Below are 24,391 nucleotides of genomic sequence, written 5' to 3' on the forward strand. Positions count from 1 at the left end.
CATGGCAACGGTTTCGCTGAAAAAGCTCTCCAAGCGCTACGGCAATATGGAGATCGTGCACGGCATCGATCTCGAGATCGCCGACCGCGAGTTTATCGCGCTGGTCGGTCCGTCCGGCTGCGGCAAGTCGACGACGCTGCGCATGATCGCTGGGCTGGAGGATATCACTGGCGGCAACATCGATATCGGCGGCCGCATGGTCAACGACCTGCCGCCGCGCTCGCGCAACATCTCCATGGTGTTCCAGTCCTACGCGCTCTACCCGCATATGACGGTGCGCGAGAATCTCGGCTTCTCGCTGAAGATCGCGGGCGTCGCCAAGGGCGATATGGACCGGCGTGTCGCTGAGGCCTCAGCCATCCTCGGCCTCGACGAACTGCTGGAACGCCGTCCCTCGCAGCTCTCCGGCGGCCAGCGCCAGCGCGTCGCCATGGGCCGCGCCATCGTGCGCGATCCGGATGTCTTCCTGTTCGACGAGCCGCTGTCCAACCTCGACGCCAAGCTGCGCACGCAGATGCGCACCGAGATCAAGAAGCTGCATGCCAAGGTGAAGTCGACGGTCATCTACGTCACCCACGACCAGGTCGAGGCGATGACGCTGGCCGACCGCATCGTCATCATGCGTTCAGGCCATATCGAGCAAGTCGGCACGCCGGACGAGGTGTTCAGCCGCCCGGCGACACACTTCGTCGCGGGCTTCATCGGCTCGCCGCCGATGAACCTGCATGAGGCGACGGTGAGCGACGGCAGGCTGGTCTTCAGCGGCGGCGACAGCCTGCCGCTGCCCGGGCAGTTCAAGTCGAAGACGGCGGCCGGCGACAAGGTCGTGTTCGGCATCCGTCCCGATGATTTCTATCCGACCGGCCACGGCCTGAGCTCCGGCGGCGAGACGGAAGTCCACCGCGTCGAGTTGCCGGTCAGCATCACCGAGCCGCTCGGCAACGAAACGCTGGTCTTCGCCGAGTTCAACGGCACCGATTGGGTCTCGCGCATGCTCAATCCCAAGCCGCTGAAGGCCGGCGACAGGATCGGCATGAGCTTCGACCTGAGCCGCGCGCATCTGTTCTCCGCCGAAACCGGCAAATCGCTGAGGAACTGACATGGCAAAAATCGAGAAAATCGAACTGCGCATGGTCGACCTCGTGCCGAAGGTCAAGCGCACGGACGCGATCCAGAGCTTCGTCAGCCAGGAAACCCCGATCGTCACCATCACCGATTCCGACGGCGCGTCGGGCACCGGCTACAGCTATACGATCGGCACCGGCGGCTCGTCGGTGATGCGGCTTCTGGCCGACCATCTCGCGCCGCGCCTGATCGGCCGCGACGCCGACCAGATCGAGGCGATCTGGCACGATCTCGAATTCGCCACCCACGCCACCACCATCGGCGCCATCACCGCGATCGCGCTGGCCGCGATCGACACGGCGCTGTGGGATCTGCGGGCGAGAAAACAGAACCTGCCGCTCTGGAAGCTCGCCGGCGGCGCCAAGGACCGCTGCCCGCTCTACACCACCGAAGGCGGCTGGCTGCATATCGAGACGCAGGCGCTGGTCGATGACGCGCTTGCCGCGAAGGCCAAAGGTTTCACCGGTTCCAAGGTCAAGATCGGCAAGCCGCACGGCTCCGAGGACGTCGCGCGGCTGTCGGCGGTGCGCAAGGCGGTCGGCGACGGCTACGAGATCATGACCGACTGCAACCAGGGCTTTTCCGTCGACGAGGCGATCCGCCGCGCCGAGCGGCTGCGCGAGCTCGACCTCGCCTGGATCGAGGAGCCATTGCCGGCCGACGACATCGACGGCCATGTGCGGCTGTCGAATTCGACCGCGACGCCGATCGCCGTTGGCGAGTCGCTCTATTCGATCAGGCATTTCCGCGAGTACATGCAAAAGGGCGGCGCCAACATCATCCAGGTCGATGTCGGCCGCATCGGCGGCATCACGCCCTGGTTGAAAGTGGCGCATGCGGCGGAAGCCTTCGACATGCCGGTCTGCCCGCATTTCCTTATGGAACTGCATGTCAGCCTCACCTGCGCCATCCAGAACGGCAAATATGTCGAGTATATTCCGCAGCTCGACGAGCTTACTGGTAAGAAGATGCGCATCGAGGATGGCCATGCGCTGGCGCCCAGCGAACCCGGCATCGGCATCGACTGGGACTGGGATGCGGTCAAGGCAAGAAGCATCGCCGAATTCACGACGGCGATCGCGAAATAGGGAGGCGGATATGCAGCGCATGGGAATGGTGCTCGGGCTGAAGCCCGAGAAGGTCGAGGAATATGTCCGGCTTCATGCGGATGTATGGCCGGACGTGCTGACCATGATCTCGGCCTGCAACATCAAGAACTATTCGATCTACCTGAAGCGGCCGGAGAACCTGCTCTTTTCCTATTTCGAATATCACGGCACCGACTACGCAGCCGACATGGCCAAGATGGCGGCCGACCCGAAGACCCAGGAATGGTGGGCGGTCTGCATGCCCTGCCAGGAGCCGCTGCCGACCCGCAAGGAAGGCGAATGGTGGGCGACGATGGACGAGGTCTTCCATCATGACTGATGCCTTCGATGCGGCATCGCTGGCGCAGTCCTGGCCAAAACCTTCGAAGCCGCGCCCGATCGTCACCTTCGGCGCCGGCTCGATCGTCGGCGATGCGCATTTTCCCGCCTACCGCAAGGGCGGTTTTCCAGTTGCCGGTCTTTACGATCCGGACCAGGTCAAGGCGCAAAAACTCGCCGAGACATGGGGCGTGACGGCGTTCCGTTCGGTCGAGGAAGCGGCAGCGGTGAAGGACGCGATCTTCGACCTTGCGACGCCGCCCGGTCGTCACGCCGAGGTGCTGAAGGCTCTGCCCGATGGCGCGGTGGCGCTGATCCAGAAGCCAATGGGCAATTATCTCGGCGAGGCGACGGAAATCCTCGAAATCTGCCGCGCCAAGCGACTGAAGGCCGCAGTCAATTTGCAGCTCCGCTTCGCGCCGATGATGCTGGCGCTGAAGGATGCTATTGCCAAGGGCTGGCTGGGCGAGGTCGTCGATTTCGACGCGCTGCTGGCGCTCGACACGCCCTGGCAGCTGTGGGAGTTCCTGCTCAAGGCGCCGCGCGTCGAGATCGCCATGCATTCGATCCACTATCTCGACCTGATCCGCCAGCTTCTCGGCAATCCGCTGGGCGTGCACGCCAAGACGCTCGGCCATCCCAATCACAAGGTCGCGCAGACCCGCACCAGCGCCATCCTCGACTATGGCGACACGGTGCGTTGCGGGCTTTCGATCAACCACGACCACAAATTCGGGCGCCGCTACCAGGCCTGCGAGTTCCGCATCTGCGGCACCGAGGGCGCTGCCTATGTCAAGCTCGGGCTCAACCTCGACTATCCGCGCGGCGAGCCGGACATCCTGGAAATCCATCCCAAGGGCGGGTCGGACTGGATCAGCGTTCCGCTCGCTGGCGAATGGTTCCCCGATGCCTTCGTCGGGCGCATGGCCAATGTCCAGCGTTTCGCGGCCGGCGAAGACGCGGAACTCGTCAGTTCCGTCGAGGACGCCTGGCACACCATGGCGCTGGTCGAGGCCGCCTATAAATCGAGCGCCGCGCCGGCAACGCCGCTGGCCGCAAAGCCGTAGGCAGGATATGGAACAGACCACCTATTTCGAGGACTACGAGATCGGTTCGTCGCGCCTCACCAGCGGCCGCACCATCACCGAGACGGACTTCGTCGTCCATGCAGGCCACACCGGCGATTTCTTCCCGCATCATATGGACGCCGAGTTCATGAAGACCACGCCCTTCGGCCAGCGCATCGCGCATGGCACGCTGGTCTTCTCGGTCGGCGTCGGCTTGACGGCGAGCGTCATCAATCCCGCCGCCTTCTCCTATGGCTACGACCGGCTGCGCTTCATCAAGCCGGTCTTCATCGGCGACACGATCCGCACGCGCACCACGATCGCGGCCAGGGAAGACGACCCGAAACGGCCAAATGCCGGCCGCGTCATCGAGCGCGTCGAAGTTTTGAACCAGCGCGACGAGGTCGTGCTGGCCGCGGATCACATTTACATCGTCGAGCGACGGCCCGGCTGAAAGACGGAGACAGAAGAATGGCTGACATCACAGGCAAGGTCGTGGTCGTCACGGCGGCCGCGCAAGGCATAGGGCGGGCAAGCGCGCTGGCTTTCGCCAAGGCTGGCGCCGTCGTCCACGCCACCGATATCAACGAGGCGGCGTTGGCCGATCTCGCGAAGACACCCGACATCAAGACGCGAAAACTCGATGTGCTGAACGATGAGGCGGTGAAGGCCGCTTTCGTCGAGATCGGCCGCGTCGACGCGCTGTTCAACTGCGCAGGCTTCGTCCATGCCGGCTCGATCCTGGAGATGAAGGACGAGGATCTCGACTTCGCCATCAATCTCAATGTGCGCGCCATGATCCGCACCATCCGCGCCGTGCTGCCCGGCATGCTGGAGCGCGGCGACGGCTCGATCATCAACATGGCGTCGGTGGCGGGCGCCCCGAAGGGCGTGCCGAACCGTTTTGCTTATGGCGTGACCAAGGCGGCGGTTATCGGCCTGACCAAGTCGATTGCCGCCGACTATGTCGCCAAAGGCATACGCTGCAACGCCATTTGCCCGGGCACCGTCGAGAGCCCCTCGCTTCAGGGCCGCATGCAGGCGCAAGGCGACTATGAGGCCGCCCGCGCGGCCTTCATCGCCCGCCAGCCGATGGGCAGGATCGGCACGCCGGAAGAGATCGCCGATCTCGCCGTCTATCTGGCCGGCGCCACCTACACGACCGGGCAGGCCTATAATATCGACGGCGGCTGGTCGATCTGAGGCGGTTTCGGCCGTCAGCATGAGATAAAGGGCAGGTCAGCTAAGAGGCAGGCAATGACGAAAATCACGGACCTCAGAACCTTCGACCTGCGTTTCCCGACGTCGCAAAGCCTCGACGGCTCGGACGCGATGAATCCGGACCCGGATTATTCGGCCGCCTATGTCATCCTCGACACCGACATTCCCTCGCTGAAAGGCCACGGTCTCACCTTCACCATCGGCCGCGGCAACGAGATCTGCTGCGCGGCGATCGAAGCGCTGCGCCACCTCGTCGTCGGGCTCGATCTCGATTGGGTGAAGGAGGACCCCGGCCGCTTCTGGCATCACGTCACCGGCGACAGCCAGCTGCGCTGGATCGGCCCGGACAAGGGCGCCATGCATCTTGCGGTCGGCGCGGTGGTCAACGCGGTCTGGGACCTGTGGGCCAAGGACGCCGGCAAACCGGTCTGGCGCCTGGTCGCCGAAATGAGCCCGGAAGAAATCGTGCGCATCGTCGACTTCCGCTACCTCACCGACGCCATCACGCCGGCCGAGGCGCTGGCGATCCTGAAGAAGGCCGAGGCCGGCAAAGCCGAGCGCATCGCCACGCTCGAGCGCGAAGGCTATGCCTGCTACACCACCTCGGCCGGCTGGCTTGGCTATCCCGACGACAAATTGCGGCGCCTTTGCCAGGAAGCGGTCGACGACGGCTTCAACCACATCAAGCTGAAGGTTGGCCGCGACCGCGAAGACGATATCCGCCGCCTTAGGATTGCGCGCGAGGTCATCGGCCCGGACCGCTATTTGATGATCGACGCCAACCAGGTCTGGGAAGTCGACCAGGCGATCGACTGGCTGAAGGACCTTGCCTTCGCCAAGCCCTTCTTCATCGAGGAGCCGACCAGCCCCGACGACGTCGCCGGCCACGCCAAGATCCGCAAGGCGGTCGCGCCGATCAAGGTCGCCACCGGCGAGATGTGCCAGAACCGCATCATGTTCAAGCAGTTCATCGCCGGCGGCGCGATCGACGTCGTGCAGATCGATTCCTGTCGCATGGGCGGGCTGAACGAAGTGCTCGCGGTGCTTCTGATCGCGGCCAAGTTCGGCCTGCCGGTCTGGCCGCATGCCGGCGGCGTGGGCCTGTGCGAATATGTCCAGCATCTGTCGATGATCGACTATGTCGCCGTATCCGGCAGCAAGGACGGCCGCGTCATCGAATATGTCGACCACCTGCACGAGCATTTCATCGAACCCTGCGTAATAAGCGACGCTGCCTATATGCCGCCGGCAGCACCCGGCTTTTCGATCGAGATGAAGCCGCAATCGATCGAGGACTACCTGCACCGCGCCTGACATCGGTGCCCGCGACCGCAATGGCGCCGCTGGGCCGACCGGCCGCGAATCGGCTATGCCTGTCGGATGCAGGAAACGTCCCTCTACGAGCCGGTGAAGCGATTCCTCGAGAACATGGATTTCGCCGTCAAGGGCGAGATCGGCGGCTGCGATGTGGTCGGTGTGCGCGCCGGCGAACCGCCGGTGGTCGTCATCTGCGAGCTGAAGCTGCAATTCAACCTCGAGCTCGTCCTGCAGGCCGTCGACCGCGCGGCGGCCTGTGACGAGGTCTGGCTGGCCGCCTATATGTCGGCGCGCGGCAAGGGTCGGGAGCACGACCGCCGCTTCCGCGCGCTCTGCCGCCGTCTCGGCTTCGGCCTGTTGGGCGTCGGCAAGAAAGGCGAGGTGGAGCTGCTGCTCAGTCCCGCCGCCCTGCCGCCGCGCCGCGATCCCAGGCGGCGCTCGCGCCTGGTCGAGGAGCATCACCGCCGCAAGGGCGATCCGTCCGTCGGCGGCAGCACGCGCAAGAAGCCGATCATGACCGCCTACCGCCAGGAGGCGCTTGCCTGCGCCGCGGCCATGGCCGACGGCCCGAAACGGCCGCGCGACCTCAAGATCCTGTCGCCGCGCGCGGCGAGCATCCTGCAACATAATTACTACGGCTGGTTCGCTCGGGCCGAGCGCGGCATCTACGCGCTGACCGAAGCCGGCCTCGCAGCGATCGCACCCGCGGCGGTGGCCCTATAAACTATCGCGTGGCGAAAAATTCGCCGGCTTACCACTTGGCGCCTGTTACCATTCGGCAAACGAGCCGTCCTGGTGGCGCCAGACCGGGTTGCGCCAGCGATGCCCTTCCCTGGCGCGCTCCTTCACATAATCCTCGTCGATCTCGACGCCCAGGCCGGGTCCGTCGGGAATTGCGACATAGCCATCCTCATAGCGGAACACATCCTTGTTGGCGGCGTAGTCGAGCAGGTCGTTGGCGGCATTGTAGTGGATGCCCAGGCTCTGTTCCTGGATGAAGCAATTGTAGCTCACGGCATCGAGTTGCAGGCACGCGGCCAGCGCGATCGGACCGAGCGGACAGTGCGGCGCCACCGCCACGTCATAGGCTTCCGCCATCGCCGCGATCTTGCGGCATTCGGTGATACCGCCGGCATGCGACAGGTCGGGCTGGATGATGTCGACGACAGCTTCCTCGAACACCGGCTTGAAGTCCCAGCGGCTGTAGAGCCGCTCGCCGAGCGCGATCGGCGTCGAGCCGAGCGCTGCGATCTCCTTCAGCGCCTCTCGGTTTTCGGAGAGCACCGGCTCCTCGATGAACATCAGCCGGTAGGGTTCCAACTCCTTGACCAGGATGCGCGCCATCGGCCGGTGCACGCGGCCATGGAAATCCACCGCGATGCCGATATTCGGGCCCACCGCCTCCCGCACCATGGCGACCCGCTCGACCGCGGCATCGATCCTGTCATGGCTGTCGACGATCTGCAGTTCCTCGGTGCCGTTCATCTTGAGCGCCAGGAAGCCGCGCGAAACCATATCCCTGGCGCCGGCCGCGACTTCCGCCGGCCGGTCGCCGCCGATCCAGGAATAGACCTTGATCGTCTCGCGCAGCTTGCCGCCAAGCAGTTCATGCACGGGAACGCCGAGCGCCTTGCCCTTGATGTCCCACAGCGCCTGGTCGATGCCGGCGATCGCGCTCATCAGGATCGGCCCGCCGCGATAGAAGCCGCCGCGATGCATCACCGTCCAATGATCCTCGATCAGACGCGGATCCTTGCCGATCAGATAGTCGGCCAGTTCCTTGATCGCCGCTTCGACCGTCAGCGCCCTGCCTTCGACCACGGGCTCGCCCCAGCCGCTGACGCCGGCATCGGTCTCGATCTTGAGGAAGAGCCAGCGCGGCGGAACGATGTAGGTGGTCAAAGCGGTGATTTTCATGCGGTCGGCCGGTCTCAGTTGTTCTTGAGTTTCTTGGCGCTGACGAGGTCGCGCGCCGCCAGGTCGAGGATTCTGTTTGCCGCGCCGCGCGCCGCTTCGGTGTCGCGCATGCGCAGCGCCTCCACCACTTCACGGTGCGCCGCCACTGCTTCCATGCGCCGGTCGAGCGAAATGGTCGCCGTCGCCTCCAGCGAGAATTTCAGTCCGGTGTCGATCAGATTGCCGATCTGCCGGAAGATCGGGTTGTGGCTGGCGGCATAGAGGATGTGGTGGAAGGCGATGTCGCTGCGCGAGAAGGTGACGAGGTCCTCGCCGGCGCCGGCCATACCGCGCCATGCCGCTTCCAGGTCGGCGATCTCCTGCAGCGTGGCGCGCGCGGCGGCGAGCTCGGCGACGAGCGGCTCGATGGCGCGACGGGTTTCGAGGATCGCGTCGAACAGCTTGTCGTCCAGGGCGTGCGGCGCATGCCAGGCGAGCACTTGCGGATCGATGATGTTCCAGTTGTCCTGGTCGCAGACCACCGTGCCGATGCGCGGCCTGGACAGCACCAGGCCCTTGGCCGCCAGCACTTTCAGCGCCTCGCGGATCACGGTGCGGCTGACGCCATATTCGACGCCAAGGTCGTTCTCGGTCGGCAGTGACGACCCGGCCGGATAGCGGCCGGAGAAGATGTCGGAGGCGAGCGCCTTCGTCACATCCGGCATGACGCGCGGGCGACGCACCGTCTCGCGCTCGTCCGTCGCCTCGTCAGCCTTCTTCGGTGTCTCGTTCACCTCAGCCCCTCCTCCAAGGCAGCGAACCCTGGTTTGCGCGCGCCCGGCCCGGCCTTAGCGGATACCGGTGATTTGCGCCAGCGTTACTGCTCACACTATTTAGATCATTTATCATACCAGATCAATTGACGTGTATGATGAAATTGATTAGAGACGAGAGACCCGGGCTCGGCGCCCGGCCGTTCGCTGGGAGGTAAACATGCGACTTTTGAAAACCGCGCTCGTCGCGGGCGCTCTCGCCGTCTTGTCGGTCACGACAATCGCGTCTGCCTATGCGCAGGACACCAAGATCGGCTTCATCGTCAAACAGCCCGAGGAGCCCTGGTTCCAGGACGAATGGAAATTCGCGGACCAGGCTGCCAAGGAAAAGGGTTTCACCCTCGTCAAGATCGGCGCCGAGGACGGCGAGAAGCTGATGTCGGCGATCGACAATCTCGGCGCCCAGGGCGCTCAAGGGTTCGTCGTCTGCACGCCGGATGTGAAGCTCGGCCCCGGCATCGTCGCCAAGGCGGCCGCCAACAATCTCAAGCTGATGACGGTGGACGACCGCCTCGTCGGCGCCGACGGCAAGCCCCTGGAAGACGTGCCGCATATGGGCATCTCCGCCACCAAGATCGGCGAGGCGGTCGGTCAGGCCATCCTCGACGAGATGAAGGCACGCGGCTGGAAGATGGACGAGGTCGGCGCGATCCGCGTTTCCTACGACCAGCTGCCGACTGCCGTCGACCGCGTCGAGGGCGCAATCTCGGTGCTGAAGGCCGCCGGCTTCAAGGCGGAAGACATCTTCGACGCGCCGCAGGCCAAGACCGACACGGAAGCCGCGCTCAATGCCGCGACCGTGGTGCTCAATGCCCATGCCGATATCAAGAAGTGGATTGCCTTCGGCCTCAACGACGAGGCGGTGCTGGGCGCCGTGCGCGCTTCCGAGAGCGTCGGCATTCCGGCCGACGGCATGATCGGCGTCGGCATCGGCGGCGCGGAATCGGCGATCAACGAGTTCAAGAAACCGGCCGCGACCGGCTTCGTCGGCACGGTGATCATCTCGCCCAAGCGTCACGGCTACGAGACGGCGCTCAACATGTATGACTGGATCGCCAACAACAAGGAACCGGCGAAGCTGACGCTGACCGCCGGCGCGCTGGCCAAGCGCGACGACTATCAGAAGGTGCGCAAGGACCTCGGCATCGAATAGTCCTCCCTGTACAAACAGGCGGCGGCTTTGACGCCGCCGCCTGTTTGGCATGCTCAAGAAGGATCGAGGCTGGTGTCCTTTCTCGAATTCACCAACATCACCAAGACTTATCCAGGCGTCAAAGCCTTGTCGGATGTGTCGTTCGGCGTCGAGAAGGGCGCCGTGCACGGGCTGATGGGCGAGAACGGCGCCGGCAAATCCACCCTCATCAAGATCCTGTCCGGCGACCAGCATGCCGATGCCGGCGAAATAAGCATCGACGGCAAGGTCCAGGCCTATGCCTCGACCAGGAACGCCTTCGACAACGGCGTCATCGTCATCCATCAGGAATTGCAGCTGGTCCCCGAGCTGACCGTCGCCGAAAACCTGAGCCTCGGCCGCTTTCCGGCAAGCGCCGGCGTCATCGCTCGCCGCCGCATGCTCGACGATGTCGGCGCCAAGCTGAAAGCGGCCGGCATCGACATCGACATGCGTCGCAAGGTCAAGACGCTGTCGATCGGCGAACGCCAGATGGTCGAGATCGCCAAGGCGGTGATGCTCGACGCCCGCGTCATCGCGCTCGACGAGCCGACCTCGTCGCTGTCCTCGCGCGAAAGCGAGATCCTGTTTAAGCTGATCGACCGGCTGCGCGGCGAAGGCAAGGTCATCATCTATGTCTCGCATCGCCTCGACGAGGTGTTCCGGCTCTGTGACAGCCTGACGGTGCTGCGCGATGGCAAGCTCGCCGCGCATCACGCATCGCTCAAAGGTGTGACGCGCGATCAGGTCGTCGCCGAAATGGTCGGCCGTGAGATTTCCGACATCTGGGGTTTTCGCCCGCGCAAGACCGGCGAGGTCCGGTTGAAGGTCGATGGTTTGAGCGGCGCCAGGCTGCGGACGCCGGCGAGCTTCGAAGCCCGCGCCGGCGAGATCGTCGGCTTCTTCGGCCTGATCGGCGCCGGACGCTCGGAGCTGATGCGGCTTGTCTTCGGCGCCGATCCGCGTTCGGGCGGCACGATCACGGTCGACGGTAAGGCGATTGCCGCCGCCAGCCCGCATGACGCGATCCGCGCCGGCATCGTGCTCTGCTCGGAGGACCGCAAGCATGACGGCGTCATCCAGGGCCGCTCGATCGAGGAGAACATCAACATCTCTTCCAGGCGCCATCACACGCGCTTCGGCGTGCTCAGAAGAGCCAGCGAGATCGCGACGGCCGAAACCTTCATCAAGAAGCTCAAGGTACGCACGCCTTCGCGCAAGCAGGACATCGTCAACCTCTCCGGCGGCAACCAGCAGAAGGTCATCCTCGGCCGCTGGCTGTCCGAGCAGGGCATACGCGTGCTGATCGTCGACGAGCCGACGCGCGGCATCGACGTCGGCGCCAAATCGGAAATCTACGAGCTGCTCTACCAGCTCGCCGAGGACGGCATGGCCATCGTCGTCGTCTCCTCCGAGCTGCCGGAAGTGATGGGCATCTGCGACCGCATCCTGGTGATGTGCGGCGGGCGCATCAGCGCCGAGCTCGCGCGCGACCAGTTCGCCGAAAAGGCGATCCTGGCCGCAGCGCTTCCCGACAAGAAAACCCCCGACGCGATCGCATCCTGAGGATTTGCAATGACCGATCAGTTGAAGAAGGTCCTGCTCGGCGAACAAGGCCTCGTCGTCATCTTCATCGTCGCTTTCGCGCTGGTGTCGCTGCTCGTGCCGAACTTCCTCACCGACCGCAATATGCTCGGCCTGCTGCAGTCCGTGGTCACCGTCGGCATTGTCGCCTGCACGATGATGTTCTGCCTCGCGGCGCGAGACTTCGACCTGTCGGTCGGCTCCATCGTCGCCTTTGCCGGCATGGTCGCGGTGATGGCCTCGAACGCCACCGGCTCGATCCTGCTTGGCCTTCTCGCGGCAATCGCCTGCGGCGCCGTCGTCGGCTGGGTCAACGGCGTCGTCATCGCCAAATTCCGCATCAACGCCCTGATCACCACCTTGGCCACAATGCAGATCGTGCGCGGTTTCGCGTTGATCTCGTCGGACGGCCGCGCCGTCGGCATCAACAGCCCGGATTTCTACCAGCTTGCCCTGTCGAAGCTGCTCGGCATCCCGACGCCGATCTGGGTGCTGGCGGTGCTCTTCGCCATTTTCGGCTTTGTGTTGAACAGCACCGTTTTCGGCAAGAACACGCTGGCCATCGGCGGCAATCCGGAGGCCTCGCGTCTTGCCGGCGTCAATGTCGACAGGACGCGCATCTGGATCTTCACGCTGCAGGGCGTGGTCTGCGGCATCGCCGGCATCCTGCTTGCCTCGCGCATCACCTCCGGCCAGCCGAATGCGGCGGTAGGATTGGAGCTGTCGGTGATCTCGGCCTGCGTGCTCGGCGGCGTCTCGCTCGCCGGCGGCAGGGCCACGATGTCGGGCGTCATCGTCGGCGTGCTGATCATGGGTATCGCCGAGAATGCGATGAACCTGCTCAACATCCCGGCCTTCTACCAATACATCGTGCGCGGCGTGATCCTGCTTCTGGCGGTCCTGCTCGACAATCTGCGCTCCTCGGCATTGGGGCGGCGCTGAACCGGCATGCCGATGTCGGACCGATGGGGCTGAACAGGCTCGTTCCCGGCTGGACCTTGACGGGCGGGGATCGCCATGGCCGTCTTCGACTGGAGTGACGACGATGACTGAGCGCCTTTCAGGCAAACGCATTTTTCTCACCGGCGCCGCCCAGGGCATCGGCCTCGCCATCGCCGAAGCCTGCCTGGCCGAGGGAGCGGGCGTGTTCATGATCGATCGCGATGGCGGGCTGTTGCGGAATGCCGCGTCCGGCCTGTCGGCGCCTCCCGGCCGTCTCGGGCATTGCGAGGCCGACATAACCGATGCCGCTGCGATCGCGGCGGCCGTCGGCCGCGCGAGCGAGGAAATCGGGCCGGTCAACGCGCTGATCAACAATGCGGGGATGAATGTCTTCTCGACGCCGCTCGACGCGAGCGAAGAGGAGTGGAACCGCAATTTCGACGTCAACGTCAAAGGCGCGTGGAATTGCAGCAAGGCGGTGTTGCCGGGCATGCTGGCAAGCGGCGGCGGTGCGATCCTCAATATCGCCTCGACGCACAGCTTCACCATCATCCCGCACACCTTCCCCTATCCCGTCGCCAAGCACGCGCTGCTCGGCCTGACCAGATCGCTGGCGCTCGAATATGCCGGGCAAGGTGTGCGCGTGAACGCGCTGGCGCCGGGTTATGTCGAAACGCAGAAGGCCGTCGATTACTGGAACAGTTTCCCGGATCCGGTCGCGGCGCGGGCCAGGACGATGGCGCTGCACCCCGGCGGCCGCATCGCCACGGCGCGCGAGATCGCGCTCGCCGCGCTGTTCATGATTTCCGACGAGTGCCCGTTCATGAACGCGGCCTGCCTCGTCGTCGACGGCGGGCTGAGCCAGCTTCAGCATCCAGCCTGAGCATCGCCGAGGACCGAACATGACCAAGAGACGATCGCAGCACTGGTTCGGCGGGTCCGGCAAGGACGCCTTCATCCATCGCAGCTGGATGAAGAACAACGGCCTGCCCGACGATGCGTTCGACGGCCGGCCGGTGATCGGCATCTGCAACACCTTTTCCGAATTCACGCCTTGCCATGTGCATTTTCGCGGCCTGGTCGAGCACATCAAGGCTGGCGTTCTGGAAGCCGGCGGCCTGCCGCTGGAGTTTCCGGTATTCTCCTGCGGCGAATCCAATCTGCGGCCGACGGCGATGCTGTTCCGCAACCTCGCCTCGATGGATGTCGAGGAGGCGATCCGCGGCAATCCGATGGATGGCGTCGTGCTGATGGCGGGTTGCGACAAGACCACGCCGTCGCTGGTGATGGGCGCAGCCTCCTGCGACCTGCCCGCCATCGTCATCTCCGGCGGGCCGATGCTCAACGGCCGGTTCCAGGGCCGTGAGATCGGTTCCGGCACCGACGTGTGGAAATTCTCCGAGGATGTGCGGGCCGGCGTGATGAGCGCGCAGGACTTCGCCAGCGCCGAGAGCGCCATGTCGCGCTCGCCCGGCCATTGCATGACCATGGGCACGGCCTCGACCATGGCTTCGATGGTCGAGGCGCTTGGCCTGGCGCTGCCCGGCAACGCGGCCTATCCGGCGGTCGACGCGCGCCGCAGCCGCATCGCCCGCCTGACGGGCCGGCGCATCGTCGAGATGGTCAACGAGGATCTGCGGCCGTCGGCGATCCTCAACAAGCAGGCTTTCGCCAATGCCATACGCGTCAATGGCGCGATTGGCGGCTCGACCAACGCCGTCGTGCATCTGCTCGCCATCGCCGGCCGGGTCGGCACCGAGCTCAGCCTCGACGATTGGGACAGATATGGCCGCGACGTCCCGACCATCCTCGACCTGATGCCGTCGGGCCGCTTCCTGATGGAGGATTTCTGCTATGCCGGCGGCATACCGGCGGTGATGAAGGAGATCGCCGACCTGCTCGATCTCGAGGCGCTGACGGTCACCGGCAAAAGCGTGCGCGACAACATAGCCGATGCCCGGAATTACAATCCGGAGGTGATCCGCCCGCGCGACAAGGCGCTCACGCCGCCTGGCGGCATCGCGGTGCTGCGCGGCAACCTGGCGCCGGCGGGCGCCATCATCAAACCGTCGGCCGCCTCGCCGGCCTTGACGAGGCATCGCGGCCGCGCCGTCGTTTTCGAGGATATCGACGACTACAAGGCGCGCATCGACGACCCGGAGCTCGATATCGACGAGGCCTCGGTCATGGTGCTGAAGAATTGCGGTCCGAAGGGTTATCCCGGCATGGCCGAGGTCGGCAACATGGCGCTGCCGCAGAAGCTCTTGCAAAAGGGCGTCCGCGACATGGTCCGCATTTCCGACGCCCGCATGTCCGGCACCGCTTTCGGCACGGTGGTGCTGCATGCGGCTCCCGAAGCCGCTGTGGGCGGCCCGCTGGCCTTGGTCAGAAGCGGCGACATCATCGAGCTCGATGTCGGGGCACGCAGGCTGCATCTCGATGTCTCCGAACAGGAACTGGCGGGGCGGCGGCAATCCTGGCGGCCGCCTGAACCGGCGATGCGCGGCGGCTATCAGGGCCTCTATGCCGATCATGTCCTGCAGGCCGACCGTGGCGCCGACCTCGATTTCCTCGTCGGCAGCCGCGGTCACGCCATTCCGCGCGAAAGCCATTGAAGGTGAGCCGGATGGCCAAATTCGCGCCGGATCAAATCCATGGCATCCACGCCATTCTCTACGCGCTGTTCGACGGCCACGAAAAGCTCGACCGCGCGGCCATGCGCAGGCAGGTCGAGATCTGCCTGGCCTGCGGCGTGCATGGCATGGCGGCGCTCGGCCTTGCCTCCGAAGTCGCCAAATTGACCGAGGTTGAGCGCCGCACGGTGATGGACTGGACGGCGCAGGATTGCGCCGGCAAGGTGCCGCTCGCCTTCACCATCTTCGGTTCCTCCGTCGCCGAGCAGGTGGCGCAGCTTCGTCATGCCGAAAGCGTCGGAGCGGATTGGGTGATCCTGCAGCCGCCGCCGGCCGGAACCTATGGCGCGCCGGAATATATCCGCTTCTTCGGCCGTGTCGCCGAGGCGACGGACCTGCCGGTGGCAATCCAGAATGCGCCAGCCTTTTTCGGTCGCGGCCTGACGTCGGAGGAGATACGCGACCTCGTCTCGCTTCACCCCAACATCCGGCTGGTCAAGGGCGAAGGCCCTGTCGTCGACATTGCAGGCCTGATCGAGCACACGGAAGGCCGCGTACCGGTTTTCAATGGGCGAGGCGGGCTGGAACTGATCGACAATCTCCGCATCGGCTGCCGGGGTATGATCCTGGCGCCGGACTGCGTCGATTTCGCCGTTCGTGCCTACGAGGCGTTTCATGCCGGCCGGGAGGATGAAGCCGAGGCAGCCTATGCGGCGATGTTGCCGGCGGCCGTTTTCGTCATGCAGGGCATCGAGAACCTGGTCTGCTACGGCAAGCGCCTGTTCGGCGCCCGTGCCGGCATCGCGATAAACGACCGCGCGCCGGCGATGCGGCCGGGCGCGGCAGGCCTTGCGATGGTGGAGCGCTTCGCGTCCCGTCTGGGCGACTACCCACGCTGAATCAGTGCCCCGGCACACGGGTTCAAACAATCGCATGCCGGCGGCGCCGGATCGCCCGGTCCGCGCCCTGCTGGTGGATCAGAAACGCTCGCGGTAGTCGCGCGGGTTGGTGCCGAGCACGCGCAGAAAGCCGCGCCGCATCGTCTCCTCGGAGCCAAAGCCGCAGCGCCGCGCCGTTTGGCGGACCGTCTGTCCCCGCTCCAGCATCCGCCGCGCCGCCTCGATCCGGATCTCCTCGATGGCGCGGGCAGGCGTGCGCCCGGTTGCCTCCTGATAGCGCCGCGAGAAACTGCGCCGGCTCATATTGGCGTGCTCGGCCAGTTGCTCCAGCGAAAGGTCGCCGCTCAGATTGTCCAGGATCCAGCCATGCAGCCGGTCGAAGCGCCCGTCGCCTTCCTGCAGCTTGAGGGTCTGGCTGAACTGCGCCTGGCCGCCGGGGCGTTTCAGGAAGACGACCAGCTCGCGCGCCACCGCCAGCGCCATGCGCCGGCCAAGGTCGGCCTCGACGAAGGACAGCGCAAGGTCGATGCCCGCTGTCACACCCGCGGAGGTCCACACATTGCCGTCGCGGATGAAGATCGGGTCGGGTTCGAGCCGGACCGCTGGGAAGCGCTTGGCGAACTCCGTGCAGCGTCCCCAATGGGTAACCGCACGGCGGCCGTCGAGCAGGCCGGCCTGCGCCAGCAGCATGGCGCCGCTGCAGACGGAGGCAGTGCGCGTGGCATCGCGCGAGCGGCCGACGATCCACTGCGCCAGCTCAGGGTCTTCACAGGCCGCGTTGACGCCCCATCCGCCAGGCACGATCAGCGTGTCGATAGCGAGCCCGTGCGCCGGCAGCGCTGCTGCCTCCAGCACGAGACCCGACGATGTCCTGACACGCGGCGAAGCGGCGACGACCACGACCTCATAGGCCGGCGCTTCGCCAGCCTGCGTCCTGAAGTCGTTGGCGCTGGCGAACACCTGAAGCGGTCCGCTGACATCGAGGAGCTGGATGTCGGGATAAGCGAGGATTTCGATACGGCGCATGGGTTTGGCCTGAAACGAGGGCTGAATGGCAATCGTGCCAAAGCATGATGGCGTAGGCTGCCAGAAGTCAACCCAAGGAGATTCCCATGTCGCTTCGTTTCGGCATCCTCGTATTTCCCAACGTCCAGCAGCTCGACCTCACCGGGCCTTATGAGGTCATGGCAACGGTCAAGGGCGCCGAGGTGGAATTGATCTGGAAGGATCGCAATCCGGTGACGTCGTCGACGCGTCTTTCCCTCACGCCGACAGCGACCTTCGACGATTGTCCGCCTCTCGACGTGCTGTGCATTCCAGGCGGTGGCGGCGTCAACGCGCTGCTGGAGGACAAGGCGGTTCTCGACTTCGTCTGGGAGCGTGCGGCACAGGCACGCTACATCACCTCGGTGTGCAGCGGCGCCTTGGTGCTCGGCGCGGCCGGCCTGCTCAAGGGCAAGCGGGCGACCACGCACTGGTATGCGCATGATTTTTTGGAGGAGTTCGGCGCGATCCCTGTCGATGCGCGGGTCGTCGAGGATGGCAAGCTGATCACCGCCGGCGGCGTCACCTCGGGCATCGATTTCGGCCTGGCGCTCGTCGCAAGGCTGCTCGGCCAGGCCGAAGCGGAAATCGTGCAGCTCTCGCTCGAATATGCGCCGGCGCCTCCCTTCCGCTCCGGCACGCCCGCCGAGGCTTCGCCTTCTGTCCTGGCGGAGGCAAAGCAGCGGCTTTCTGGTTCGAGGCGGGTGCGCGAGGAAATGTTCGCGCGCTGGCGCCAGGAGGGCGCAGCCACGCCGGCGCGCATCCGCGCCTGAAACGACAGAGCCGGATGGCAGTTGTCCACGCAGTTCGGCTCCGCCTCGTTTCGACTGTTGACACGTCCCCTGTGCTGTGCAGAAATTGGTTGGACCATTGAACCACTTTAGGCGCGACCGGCGTGACCGATTTCCTGCCCCCCATCCAGACGACGGCCCGCGATGACGCGGTGCTGAAGGCGTTGGCGGGGTTCGTTCGGCAAGAGGCCTTGGGCCCCGGTGAAAAACTGCCGACCGAGCGCATCCTGGCCGAACGCCTCAAGGTCAGCCGCAACACGGTGCGCGAGGCCCTGACCCGCTGGGAGGGGCTCGGCCTCGTCGAACGGCGGCAGGGCTCCGGCACCTATCTCAAGGCCGCCGTGTCGCCCGACATGCTGCACATGCCGCTGACATTGGCCGGCGGCAACGACTTCGCCGGGCTGATGTCCACGCTGGAGATCCGCCGCGCGCTGGAGGCGGAGGCCGCGGCCCTTTGCGCCATTCGTGCCGGAAAGGCCGAGATCGCCCAGATCGAGCGCAAGCTCGACATCATGGAAGAGGCCTTCCGGACCCGCGCCGGCATGTCCTCGGACGAGGATTGGGAATTCCACCAGGCGGTCTTCCGGGCCTCGGGCAACCCGCTGTTCGAGCAGATCATCGCCGCCATGTACGAGATGTTCCACCGCTTCTGGGAACATCCGCTCGGCGTGCGCGATTTCGGCCACGCCAGCTTCCCCTACCACCGCACCATCTTCGACCGCATCGCAGCGCGTGACCCCGACGGCGCTCGCGCCGAGGCGCTGAAGCTGATCGCCACCGTCGAGGACGATCTGAAGCGCGGTGCCGCCAACCTCAAACTTTCGGACCGCAGATGAACGAGCAGCCAAACACTTTCGATCCGGCCTCCCTGGCCAGCGACTATCTCGGCGAGGCGGCGACGCTTCTGGCGCATGACGAGCCGTTTCCCGGCGGCGCGGTGGTGCCGCCGATCTACCAGACGTCGCTGTTCACCTTCGCCAACTACGCCGACATGGCCGACACTTTTGCCGGCAGAAGAAAGCAGCCGATCTATTCGCGCGGCGACAATCCGACGGTGATGGAATTCGAAAAGCGCGTGGCGGCGCTCGAAGGCGCCGAAGCCGCGCGCGGCTTCTCCAGCGGCATGGCGGCGATCAGCGCCACCGTGCTCGCCTTCGTCGGCGCCGGCGAGCGCATGGTCGCCGTGCGCAACTGCTATGGCGACGCCTATCGGCTGTTCGAGCGCCTGTTCCCGCGGTTGCACATCAAGGTCGACTATGTCGACGGCGCCGATCCTGATGCGGTCGCCGCGGCACTTCCCGGCGCCAGGCTGCTCTACCTCGAAAGCCCGACCTCGATGATGTTCGAGCTGCAGGACCTGGAGCATCTGACGCGGCTGGCGAAGGAACAGGGCATCGTCACCACCATCGACAATTCCTGGGCCACCCCCGTCTTCCAGAAGCCGATCTCGCACGGCGTCGACCTGGTGCTGCATTCGGCTTCCAAATATCTGAGCGGCCACAGCGACACCGTCGCCGGCGTGGTGGCGGGCTCGGCTGCCCACATCAAGCACATCAACGAGCAGACCTATTCCCAGCTCGGCGGCAAGCTGTCGCCCTTCGAAGGCTGGCTCTTGCTGCGCGGCCTACGCACGCTACCGCTGCGCCTGCCGCATCACATGAAGAGCGGGCTCACCATCGCCGAGCGGCTCAAGGCGCATGGCAAGGTCGAGCGGGTCAACCACCCCGCCTATTCCAACCACCCCGGCAAGAAGACTTTAGCCGGCTATGCCGGGCTGTTCTCCTTCGAGGTCACCGAGGATGTCGACATTCCGGCTTTCGTCGATGCACTGAAATTCTTCCGCATCGGCGTCAGCTGGGGCGGCCATGAAAGCCTGGTCGTGCCGGCAAAAGCCTCGCTCGAGCAGACGCCGGGCATCAATTCGATGGCGCGCTTCGGCGTCAGCCCCCGAACCATCCGCTTCAATGTCGGATTGGAAAATGTCGAGGACCTCTGGGCCGACATAGCCCAGGCCTTCGACAAGTCAAAAAAATAACGGATCGAAAATGGGAGTCCTGAACATGAAAAGACTGACCTTCATGCTCGCCGCCGTCGCCGGCCTGGCGGTTTCCGCCAGCGGCGCGCTGGCCGACACCACCATCAAGCTGGTCGAGGTCATCACCAGCCCGCCGCGCACCGAATTCCTGAAGAAGCAGATCGCGGAATTCGAGACCGCCAATCCGGGCATCAAGGTGGAAGTGGTCTCGCTGCCCTGGGGCCAGGCCTTCGAGAAGTTCCTCACCATGGTGCAGGCCGGCGACACGCCCGACGTCGTCGAGATGCCGGAACGCTGGATGGGCCTCTACGCCAACAATGGTCAGCTCGAGGATCTCGGTCCCTTCATGGCCAAATGGGACGACGCCAAGACGCTCGGCGACCGCGCCAAGCAGTTCGGCTCGACCGTCAACAACACGCAGTTCATGATCCCCTACGGCTACTACGTGAATGCGCTGTTCTGGAACAAGAAGCTGTTCAAGGAAGCCGGCCTCGACGGCCCGCCAGCCACGCTCGACGAATTCGTCGCCGATTCCAAGAAGATCTCGGCCATTCCCGGCAAATACGGCTACTGCCTGCGCGGCGGGCCCGGCGCCTTCAACGGGATGCACATGTTCATGAACATCGCCGCCGGCAAGGGTGGCTATTTCAACGAAGACGGTACCTCGACCATCAATGACGAAGGCTCGGTCAAGGGCCTGCAGATGCTGGCCGACATGTACAAGAGCGGCCTGGCGCCGAAGGACGCCGTGAGCTGGGGCTTCAACGAAACGGTGACCGGCTTCTATTCCGGCACCTGCGCCATGCTCAACCAGGACCCTGACGCGCTGCTCGGCATCGCCGACAAGATGAGCGCCGACGACTTCGCCGTCGCGCCGTTACCCGTCGGCCCGAGCGGCAAATCCTATCCGACGCTGGGCTATGCCGGCTGGGCGATGTTCGCCAACTCCCAGCACAAGGACGAGGCCTGGAAGCTGATGGCGACGCTGCTTTCGCCGAAGGACAATCTGGAATGGGCCAAGGAAGTCGGCGTCGTGCCGATCCACAACGGCGCAGACCAGGACGCCCATTTCAAGACCGAGCAGTTCAAGGGCTGGTTCACCGAGCTCAGCGACAGCTCGAAATATGAAATGGTGACGCCGCCGACGCATCTGGAAAACCTCGGCAACTTCGTCGACCAGGTGGCGATCAAGAATTTCCAGGAAGTTCTGCTCGGCCAGAAGCCGGCCAAGCAGGTGGCCGACGAATGGGCGGCGTTCCTGACCAAGGAACAGCAGGACTGGCTGGCCAAGAACAAGAAGTGACCTTCTTTCCTTCTCTCCCTTTGACGGCGAGAAGGCGTCACGCGATGCATGCCGCCCAAAAGTGCGAAGCGGTTTTGGGACAACGACATGCACGGAAATGCCCGGATGAGGGGCAGCGCCAAGTTCTGCGAGCATAGCGCTGCCCCTCATCTGCCTGCCGGCATCCTCTCCCCGTGAGCGGGGAGAAGGAGGCTGCCGTCTCCGGCACCAACCCTCCAACGCGAGCACCGTATGACCTACGCAGTGTCCGAAGTCCGATCCGTCGCCCGGCCGCGCAAGCAGCGGCTGACAAAGGCCGCGATCGAGCCATGGCTCTATCTTTCGCCGGCTATCGTCCTGCTGGTCCTGGTGCTTCTGGTGCCGCTGATCATCGGCATCAGCTATTCCTTCCGCAAATTCTCGGCCTTCAAGTCGCAATATGTCGGCCTTGCCCAGTACCAGGCGATGTTTTCGGACCAGGTGCTCGGCCAGGCGCTGATCAACACGCTGTGGTGGACGGTCGCCAGCCTGTTCTTTCAGTTCTTCCTCGGGCTGGGTCTGGCGCTGCTGCTCGACAAGCCCTTCTACGGGCGCAAGGTCGTGCAGGCGGTGGTGTTCCTGCCCTGGGCGGTGCCGTCCTTCCTCTCGGGCCTCACCTGGGCCTGGCTGTTCAACCCGATCATCGGGCCGCTGCCGCACTGGCTGTTCGCGCTGGGCTTGAAGGCTGAGCCGACCAATGTGCTTTCCGATCCCGCCACCGCAATGTGGGGACCGATCGTCGCCAACATCTGGTTCGGCATCCCCTTCTTCGCCATCACGCTGCTCGCCGCGCTGAAGTCGATCCCGTCCGAACTGCATGAGGCGGCGGCCATCGACGGCGCCTCGCCCTGGCAGCGCTTCACCAAGGTGACGCTGCCCTTCCTGGCACCGACCATTGTCATCACGGTCATGCTGCGCACCATCTGGATCGCCACTTTCGCCGACCTGATCTTCGTCATGACCGAGGGCGGGCCGGCCGGCTCGACCAGCACGGTGCCGGTCTACATCTATGTCAGTGCCTTCAAATCGCTGGACAAAGGCTATGCGTCGGCGGTGGCGGTGCTGCTTCTGGTGCTGCTCATCGCCTACGCCATCGGGCTGATCGCCATCCGCCGCACGCTGGTGAGGCACGTCTGATGATCGCCGGTCGCTCCAACTCCTCGCGCATTTTCGGCGGCATCGGCCTCTACGCGGCAATAGCCGCTTACGTGATCTTCGCGCTGTTCCCGATCTTCTGGACCCTGAAGATCTCGGTGACGCCCGAGCGCCTCCTCTACTCCGAAGGCATCACCTTCTGGCCGTCGCAGACGACGCTCAAGAATTTTGCCACGGTGTTGGAAGCCTCCGACTTTCCGCGCTATTTCCTCAACAGCGTCATCGTCTCGGTGTCGACGGCGGCGTTCGTCACGATCATCGCCACGCTCGCCGGCTACGCCATGTCGCGCTTCACCTTTCGCGGCAAGGCGACGCTGGCGATCCTGTTGCTGCTGACCCAGACCTTCCCGCTGGTCATGGTCATCCCGCCGATCTACCGCATCATGGGCGATCTCGGCCTGACCAACAGCCTGATCGGGCTGATCATCATCTACACCGCCTTCAACACCGCCTTCGCCACCTTTCTCATGCAGTCCTTCTTCGACGGCATCCCGAAGGACCTGGAGGAGGCGGCGATGATCGACGGCTGCACGCGGGCGCAGGCGATGCGTCGAGTGATCGTGCCGCTGACCTTGCCCGGCATGGGCGCGACGCTAGGCTTCGTCTTCACCGCCGCCTGGAGCGAATTGCTGTTCGCGCTGATGCTGATCTCCAGCGACGAGCAGAAGACCTTTGCCGTCGGCCTGCTCACTTTCATTGGCAAGTTCGCCGTCGACTGGGGGCAGATGATGGCAGCGTCCATCCTGGCACTGATCCCGGTCTGCGTCTTCTTCGCCTTCCTGCAACGCTATCTCGTCACCGGCCTCACCGCCGGCGCGGTCAAAGGATAAAAGATGGCTTCCGTCACGCTGCAAAACGTCGAGAAGGATTACGGCGCGCTGCGCATCCTGCACGGCGTCGATCTGGAAATCGCCGACGGCGAATTCGTCGTGCTGGTCGGCCCTTCGGGCTGCGGCAAGTCCACGCTCTTGCGCATGATCGCCGGCCTCGAAGAGGTCACCGGTGGCGAGATCCATATCGGCGAGCGCCTGGTCAACGACGTCGCGCCGAAGGACCGCGACATCGCCATGGTGTTCCAGTCCTATGCGCTCTACCCGCATATGGATGTCTCCTCGAACATGGGCTTCAGCCTGCTGTTGAAGAAGGCCGAGAAGACGGCGATCGACGACAGGGTGGGCGCCGCCGCCAAGCGGCTCGGCCTCGACCCCTATCTCGGCCGCCTGCCGCGCCAGCTTTCCGGTGGCCAGCGCCAGCGCGTCGCCATGGGCCGCGCCATCGTGCGCGACCCGAAGGTGTTCCTGTTCGACGAGCCGCTCTCCAACCTCGACGCCAAATTGCGCGTCCATATGCGCGCCGAGATCAAGGCGCTGCACCAGCAGCTCAAGACCACTTCGGTCTATGTCACCCACGACCAGGTCGAGGCGATGACCATGGCCGACCGCATCGTCGTCATGCATGACGGTTACGTGCAGCAGGTCGGCCGTCCGCTCGAACTCTACGACCGGCCGGCCAACACCTTCGTCGCCGGCTTCATCGGCTCGCCAGGCATGAATTTCTTGCCGGCTAAGGTGGCCAAGGGCGGCAAGGTCGACGCCGTGCTCGCCGACGGCCAGAAGCTGCGATTGCCGGATGGCCTGCCACTGAGCGATGGCGATGCGCTGACCATCGGTCTTAGGCCCGAGCACATCAAGCTGGTCGACGATGGCGCGCTCAAGGCCAAGGTCGAGGTGGTCGAGCCGCTCGGCCTGTCGACGCAGTTCTATGTCAGGCTGGCCAACCAGCAGATCTGCGTCTTCGTCATGGGCCGCAGTGACGTGAGGCCGGGCGACACCATCCGCCTCGCCGCCGATCCGGCGGCGCTGCATCTCTTCGATCCGAAGAGCGGAAACCGGATCGGCTAGGGCGTCGATGCAGGCCGGAGGACCGTAGG

General features: G+C 64.8%; 24 protein-coding genes. 21 read left to right on the forward strand and 3 right to left on the reverse strand.

Translation table 11 applies throughout. The features are described 5' to 3' along the window. Position 1: 1 nt before the first annotated feature. The 8 genes from ugpC (FJ471_RS06535) (at position 2) to FJ471_RS06570 (ending at position 6,880) form a co-directional block, all read left to right on the forward strand. A complete protein-coding gene (gene ugpC, locus FJ471_RS06535) occupies positions 2 to 1,099 on the forward strand; it encodes a sn-glycerol-3-phosphate ABC transporter ATP-binding protein UgpC (protein ID WP_140802350.1) in 1,098 nt (365 codons plus the stop codon). A gap of 1 nt (position 1,100) precedes the next feature. Further along, positions 1,101 to 2,213, forward strand: a complete 1,113-nt coding sequence (locus FJ471_RS06540; protein WP_140802351.1) for a mandelate racemase/muconate lactonizing enzyme family protein — start codon at positions 1,101 to 1,103, stop codon at positions 2,211 to 2,213. Positions 2,214 to 2,223: 10 nt separating this feature from the next. Continuing rightward, complete coding sequence (locus FJ471_RS06545) at positions 2,224 to 2,553, forward strand: L-rhamnose mutarotase (RefSeq protein WP_140802352.1); 330 nt, start codon at positions 2,224 to 2,226, stop codon at positions 2,551 to 2,553. Then, a complete protein-coding gene (locus FJ471_RS06550; protein WP_140802353.1) occupies positions 2,546 to 3,619 on the forward strand; it encodes a Gfo/Idh/MocA family oxidoreductase in 1,074 nt (357 codons plus the stop codon). Before FJ471_RS06545 ends, FJ471_RS06550 begins: the two co-directional genes overlap by 8 nt. A gap of 7 nt (positions 3,620 to 3,626) precedes the next feature. Beyond that, the gene (locus tag FJ471_RS06555; RefSeq protein WP_140802354.1) at positions 3,627 to 4,073 is read left to right on the forward strand and encodes a MaoC/PaaZ C-terminal domain-containing protein; all 447 of its coding nucleotides are present in this window, start codon (positions 3,627 to 3,629) and stop codon (positions 4,071 to 4,073) included. 17 nt (positions 4,074 to 4,090) lie between these two features. Beyond that, a complete protein-coding gene (locus FJ471_RS06560) occupies positions 4,091 to 4,822 on the forward strand; it encodes an SDR family oxidoreductase (RefSeq protein WP_140802355.1) in 732 nt (243 codons plus the stop codon). Between the two features lie 54 nt (positions 4,823 to 4,876). Further along, positions 4,877 to 6,154, forward strand: coding sequence for an L-fuconate dehydratase (locus FJ471_RS06565; RefSeq protein WP_140802356.1), 1,278 nt, complete (start codon positions 4,877 to 4,879; stop codon positions 6,152 to 6,154). A 66-nt stretch (positions 6,155 to 6,220) separates the two neighbouring features. Then, positions 6,221 to 6,880, forward strand: a complete 660-nt coding sequence (locus tag FJ471_RS06570) for a DUF2161 family putative PD-(D/E)XK-type phosphodiesterase (RefSeq protein WP_140802357.1) — start codon at positions 6,221 to 6,223, stop codon at positions 6,878 to 6,880. 45 nt (positions 6,881 to 6,925) lie between these two features. Here the strand turns inward: FJ471_RS06570 and dgoD are convergent, their stop codons facing one another. Further along, positions 6,926 to 8,074: a galactonate dehydratase gene (gene dgoD / locus FJ471_RS06575; protein WP_140802358.1), complete on the reverse strand. Its 1,149-nt coding sequence runs from the start codon at positions 8,072 to 8,074 to the stop codon at positions 6,926 to 6,928. A 14-nt stretch (positions 8,075 to 8,088) separates the two neighbouring features. Next, positions 8,089 to 8,778: a FadR/GntR family transcriptional regulator gene (locus FJ471_RS06580; RefSeq protein ID WP_140802385.1), complete on the reverse strand. Its 690-nt coding sequence runs from the start codon at positions 8,776 to 8,778 to the stop codon at positions 8,089 to 8,091. A 268-nt stretch (positions 8,779 to 9,046) separates the two neighbouring features. Between FJ471_RS06580 and FJ471_RS06585 the strand changes: the two genes are divergently transcribed. The 6 genes from FJ471_RS06585 to FJ471_RS06610 all read left to right on the forward strand — a co-directional run bounded on the left by FJ471_RS06585 (position 9,047) and on the right by FJ471_RS06610 (position 16,115). Further along, positions 9,047 to 10,039 (forward strand): arabinose ABC transporter substrate-binding protein, encoded by a 993-nt coding sequence (locus FJ471_RS06585; protein WP_140802359.1) that lies wholly within the window; start codon positions 9,047 to 9,049, stop codon positions 10,037 to 10,039. A gap of 69 nt (positions 10,040 to 10,108) precedes the next feature. Beyond that, entirely contained in the window at positions 10,109 to 11,623 is a 1,515-nt protein-coding gene (gene araG, locus FJ471_RS06590) for an L-arabinose ABC transporter ATP-binding protein AraG (RefSeq protein WP_181179210.1), read from the forward strand. A 9-nt stretch (positions 11,624 to 11,632) separates the two neighbouring features. Beyond that, the gene (gene araH / locus FJ471_RS06595; protein ID WP_140802361.1) at positions 11,633 to 12,583 is read left to right on the forward strand and encodes an L-arabinose ABC transporter permease AraH; all 951 of its coding nucleotides are present in this window, start codon (positions 11,633 to 11,635) and stop codon (positions 12,581 to 12,583) included. Positions 12,584 to 12,686: 103 nt separating this feature from the next. Beyond that, positions 12,687 to 13,466, forward strand: a complete 780-nt coding sequence (locus FJ471_RS06600; RefSeq protein WP_140802362.1) for an SDR family oxidoreductase — start codon at positions 12,687 to 12,689, stop codon at positions 13,464 to 13,466. 19 nt (positions 13,467 to 13,485) lie between these two features. Beyond that, positions 13,486 to 15,198, forward strand: a complete 1,713-nt coding sequence (gene araD / locus FJ471_RS06605; RefSeq protein WP_140802363.1) for an L-arabinonate dehydratase — start codon at positions 13,486 to 13,488, stop codon at positions 15,196 to 15,198. An 11-nt stretch (positions 15,199 to 15,209) separates the two neighbouring features. Further along, entirely contained in the window at positions 15,210 to 16,115 is a 906-nt protein-coding gene (locus tag FJ471_RS06610; protein ID WP_140802364.1) for a dihydrodipicolinate synthase family protein, read from the forward strand. Positions 16,116 to 16,193: 78 nt separating this feature from the next. Here the strand turns inward: FJ471_RS06610 and FJ471_RS06615 are convergent, their stop codons facing one another. Further along, positions 16,194 to 17,141 (reverse strand): GlxA family transcriptional regulator, encoded by a 948-nt coding sequence (locus FJ471_RS06615; RefSeq protein ID WP_140802365.1) that lies wholly within the window; start codon positions 17,139 to 17,141, stop codon positions 16,194 to 16,196. Between the two features lie 86 nt (positions 17,142 to 17,227). Here FJ471_RS06615 and FJ471_RS06620 point away from each other — a divergent pair, with 86 nt between their 5' ends. The 7 genes from FJ471_RS06620 to ugpC (FJ471_RS06650) all read left to right on the forward strand — a co-directional run bounded on the left by FJ471_RS06620 (position 17,228) and on the right by ugpC (FJ471_RS06650) (position 24,362). Further along, positions 17,228 to 17,932, forward strand: coding sequence for a DJ-1/PfpI family protein (locus FJ471_RS06620; protein WP_140802366.1), 705 nt, complete (start codon positions 17,228 to 17,230; stop codon positions 17,930 to 17,932). A gap of 122 nt (positions 17,933 to 18,054) precedes the next feature. Beyond that, on the forward strand, positions 18,055 to 18,786 hold the full coding sequence (locus FJ471_RS06625; RefSeq protein WP_140802367.1) for a FadR/GntR family transcriptional regulator: 732 nt from the start codon (positions 18,055 to 18,057) through the stop codon (positions 18,784 to 18,786). Further along, entirely contained in the window at positions 18,783 to 19,985 is a 1,203-nt protein-coding gene (locus FJ471_RS06630; RefSeq protein WP_140802368.1) for a PLP-dependent transferase, read from the forward strand. The genes FJ471_RS06625 and FJ471_RS06630 overlap by 4 nt, the downstream gene beginning before the upstream one ends. 25 nt (positions 19,986 to 20,010) lie before the next feature. Continuing rightward, positions 20,011 to 21,288: a sugar ABC transporter substrate-binding protein gene (locus FJ471_RS06635; RefSeq protein ID WP_140802369.1), complete on the forward strand. Its 1,278-nt coding sequence runs from the start codon at positions 20,011 to 20,013 to the stop codon at positions 21,286 to 21,288. 231 nt (positions 21,289 to 21,519) lie between these two features. Next, positions 21,520 to 22,443: a sugar ABC transporter permease gene (locus FJ471_RS06640; RefSeq protein ID WP_140802370.1), complete on the forward strand. Its 924-nt coding sequence runs from the start codon at positions 21,520 to 21,522 to the stop codon at positions 22,441 to 22,443. After that, positions 22,443 to 23,291: a carbohydrate ABC transporter permease gene (locus FJ471_RS06645; RefSeq protein WP_140802371.1), complete on the forward strand. Its 849-nt coding sequence runs from the start codon at positions 22,443 to 22,445 to the stop codon at positions 23,289 to 23,291. The genes FJ471_RS06640 and FJ471_RS06645 overlap by 1 nt, the downstream gene beginning before the upstream one ends. 3 nt (positions 23,292 to 23,294) lie before the next feature. Continuing rightward, entirely contained in the window at positions 23,295 to 24,362 is a 1,068-nt protein-coding gene (gene ugpC / locus FJ471_RS06650) for a sn-glycerol-3-phosphate ABC transporter ATP-binding protein UgpC (protein WP_140802372.1), read from the forward strand. Positions 24,363 to 24,391 lie beyond the last annotated feature (29 nt).

The sequence above is a fragment of the Mesorhizobium sp. B2-7-1 genome (assembly GCF_006440735.1).
In the GTDB taxonomy this organism is placed as follows: Bacteria; Pseudomonadota; Alphaproteobacteria; order Rhizobiales; family Rhizobiaceae; genus Mesorhizobium.

What these genes read in the sequence shown, in the direction of transcription:
- ugpC (WP_140802372.1), top strand. Translation starts at nt 23,295, where the DNA reads ATGGCTTCCGTCACGCTGCAAAACGTCGAGAAGGATTACGGCGCGCTG.
- FJ471_RS06585 (WP_140802359.1), top strand. Translation starts at nt 9,047, where the DNA reads ATGCGACTTTTGAAAACCGCGCTCGTCGCGGGCGCTCTCGCCGTCTTG.
- FJ471_RS06645 (WP_140802371.1), top strand. Translation starts at nt 22,443, where the DNA reads ATGATCGCCGGTCGCTCCAACTCCTCGCGCATTTTCGGCGGCATCGGC.
- FJ471_RS06620 (WP_140802366.1), top strand. Translation starts at nt 17,228, where the DNA reads ATGTCGCTTCGTTTCGGCATCCTCGTATTTCCCAACGTCCAGCAGCTC.
- FJ471_RS06630 (WP_140802368.1), top strand. Translation starts at nt 18,783, where the DNA reads ATGAACGAGCAGCCAAACACTTTCGATCCGGCCTCCCTGGCCAGCGAC.
- FJ471_RS06550 (WP_140802353.1), top strand. Translation starts at nt 2,546, where the DNA reads ATGACTGATGCCTTCGATGCGGCATCGCTGGCGCAGTCCTGGCCAAAA.
- araH (WP_140802361.1), top strand. Translation starts at nt 11,633, where the DNA reads ATGACCGATCAGTTGAAGAAGGTCCTGCTCGGCGAACAAGGCCTCGTC.
- FJ471_RS06610 (WP_140802364.1), top strand. Translation starts at nt 15,210, where the DNA reads ATGGCCAAATTCGCGCCGGATCAAATCCATGGCATCCACGCCATTCTC.
- araD (WP_140802363.1), top strand. Translation starts at nt 13,486, where the DNA reads ATGACCAAGAGACGATCGCAGCACTGGTTCGGCGGGTCCGGCAAGGAC.
- FJ471_RS06540 (WP_140802351.1), top strand. Translation starts at nt 1,101, where the DNA reads ATGGCAAAAATCGAGAAAATCGAACTGCGCATGGTCGACCTCGTGCCG.
- FJ471_RS06570 (WP_140802357.1), top strand. Translation starts at nt 6,221, where the DNA reads ATGCAGGAAACGTCCCTCTACGAGCCGGTGAAGCGATTCCTCGAGAAC.
- FJ471_RS06615 (WP_140802365.1), bottom strand. Translation starts at nt 17,141, where the DNA reads ATGCGCCGTATCGAAATCCTCGCTTATCCCGACATCCAGCTCCTCGAT.
- FJ471_RS06560 (WP_140802355.1), top strand. Translation starts at nt 4,091, where the DNA reads ATGGCTGACATCACAGGCAAGGTCGTGGTCGTCACGGCGGCCGCGCAA.
- ugpC (WP_140802350.1), top strand. Translation starts at nt 2, where the DNA reads ATGGCAACGGTTTCGCTGAAAAAGCTCTCCAAGCGCTACGGCAATATG.
- FJ471_RS06555 (WP_140802354.1), top strand. Translation starts at nt 3,627, where the DNA reads ATGGAACAGACCACCTATTTCGAGGACTACGAGATCGGTTCGTCGCGC.
- dgoD (WP_140802358.1), bottom strand. Translation starts at nt 8,074, where the DNA reads ATGAAAATCACCGCTTTGACCACCTACATCGTTCCGCCGCGCTGGCTC.
- FJ471_RS06545 (WP_140802352.1), top strand. Translation starts at nt 2,224, where the DNA reads ATGCAGCGCATGGGAATGGTGCTCGGGCTGAAGCCCGAGAAGGTCGAG.
- FJ471_RS06565 (WP_140802356.1), top strand. Translation starts at nt 4,877, where the DNA reads ATGACGAAAATCACGGACCTCAGAACCTTCGACCTGCGTTTCCCGACG.
- FJ471_RS06600 (WP_140802362.1), top strand. Translation starts at nt 12,687, where the DNA reads ATGACTGAGCGCCTTTCAGGCAAACGCATTTTTCTCACCGGCGCCGCC.
- FJ471_RS06635 (WP_140802369.1), top strand. Translation starts at nt 20,011, where the DNA reads ATGAAAAGACTGACCTTCATGCTCGCCGCCGTCGCCGGCCTGGCGGTT.
- FJ471_RS06580 (WP_140802385.1), bottom strand. Translation starts at nt 8,778, where the DNA reads ATGCCGGATGTGACGAAGGCGCTCGCCTCCGACATCTTCTCCGGCCGC.
- FJ471_RS06640 (WP_140802370.1), top strand. Translation starts at nt 21,520, where the DNA reads ATGACCTACGCAGTGTCCGAAGTCCGATCCGTCGCCCGGCCGCGCAAG.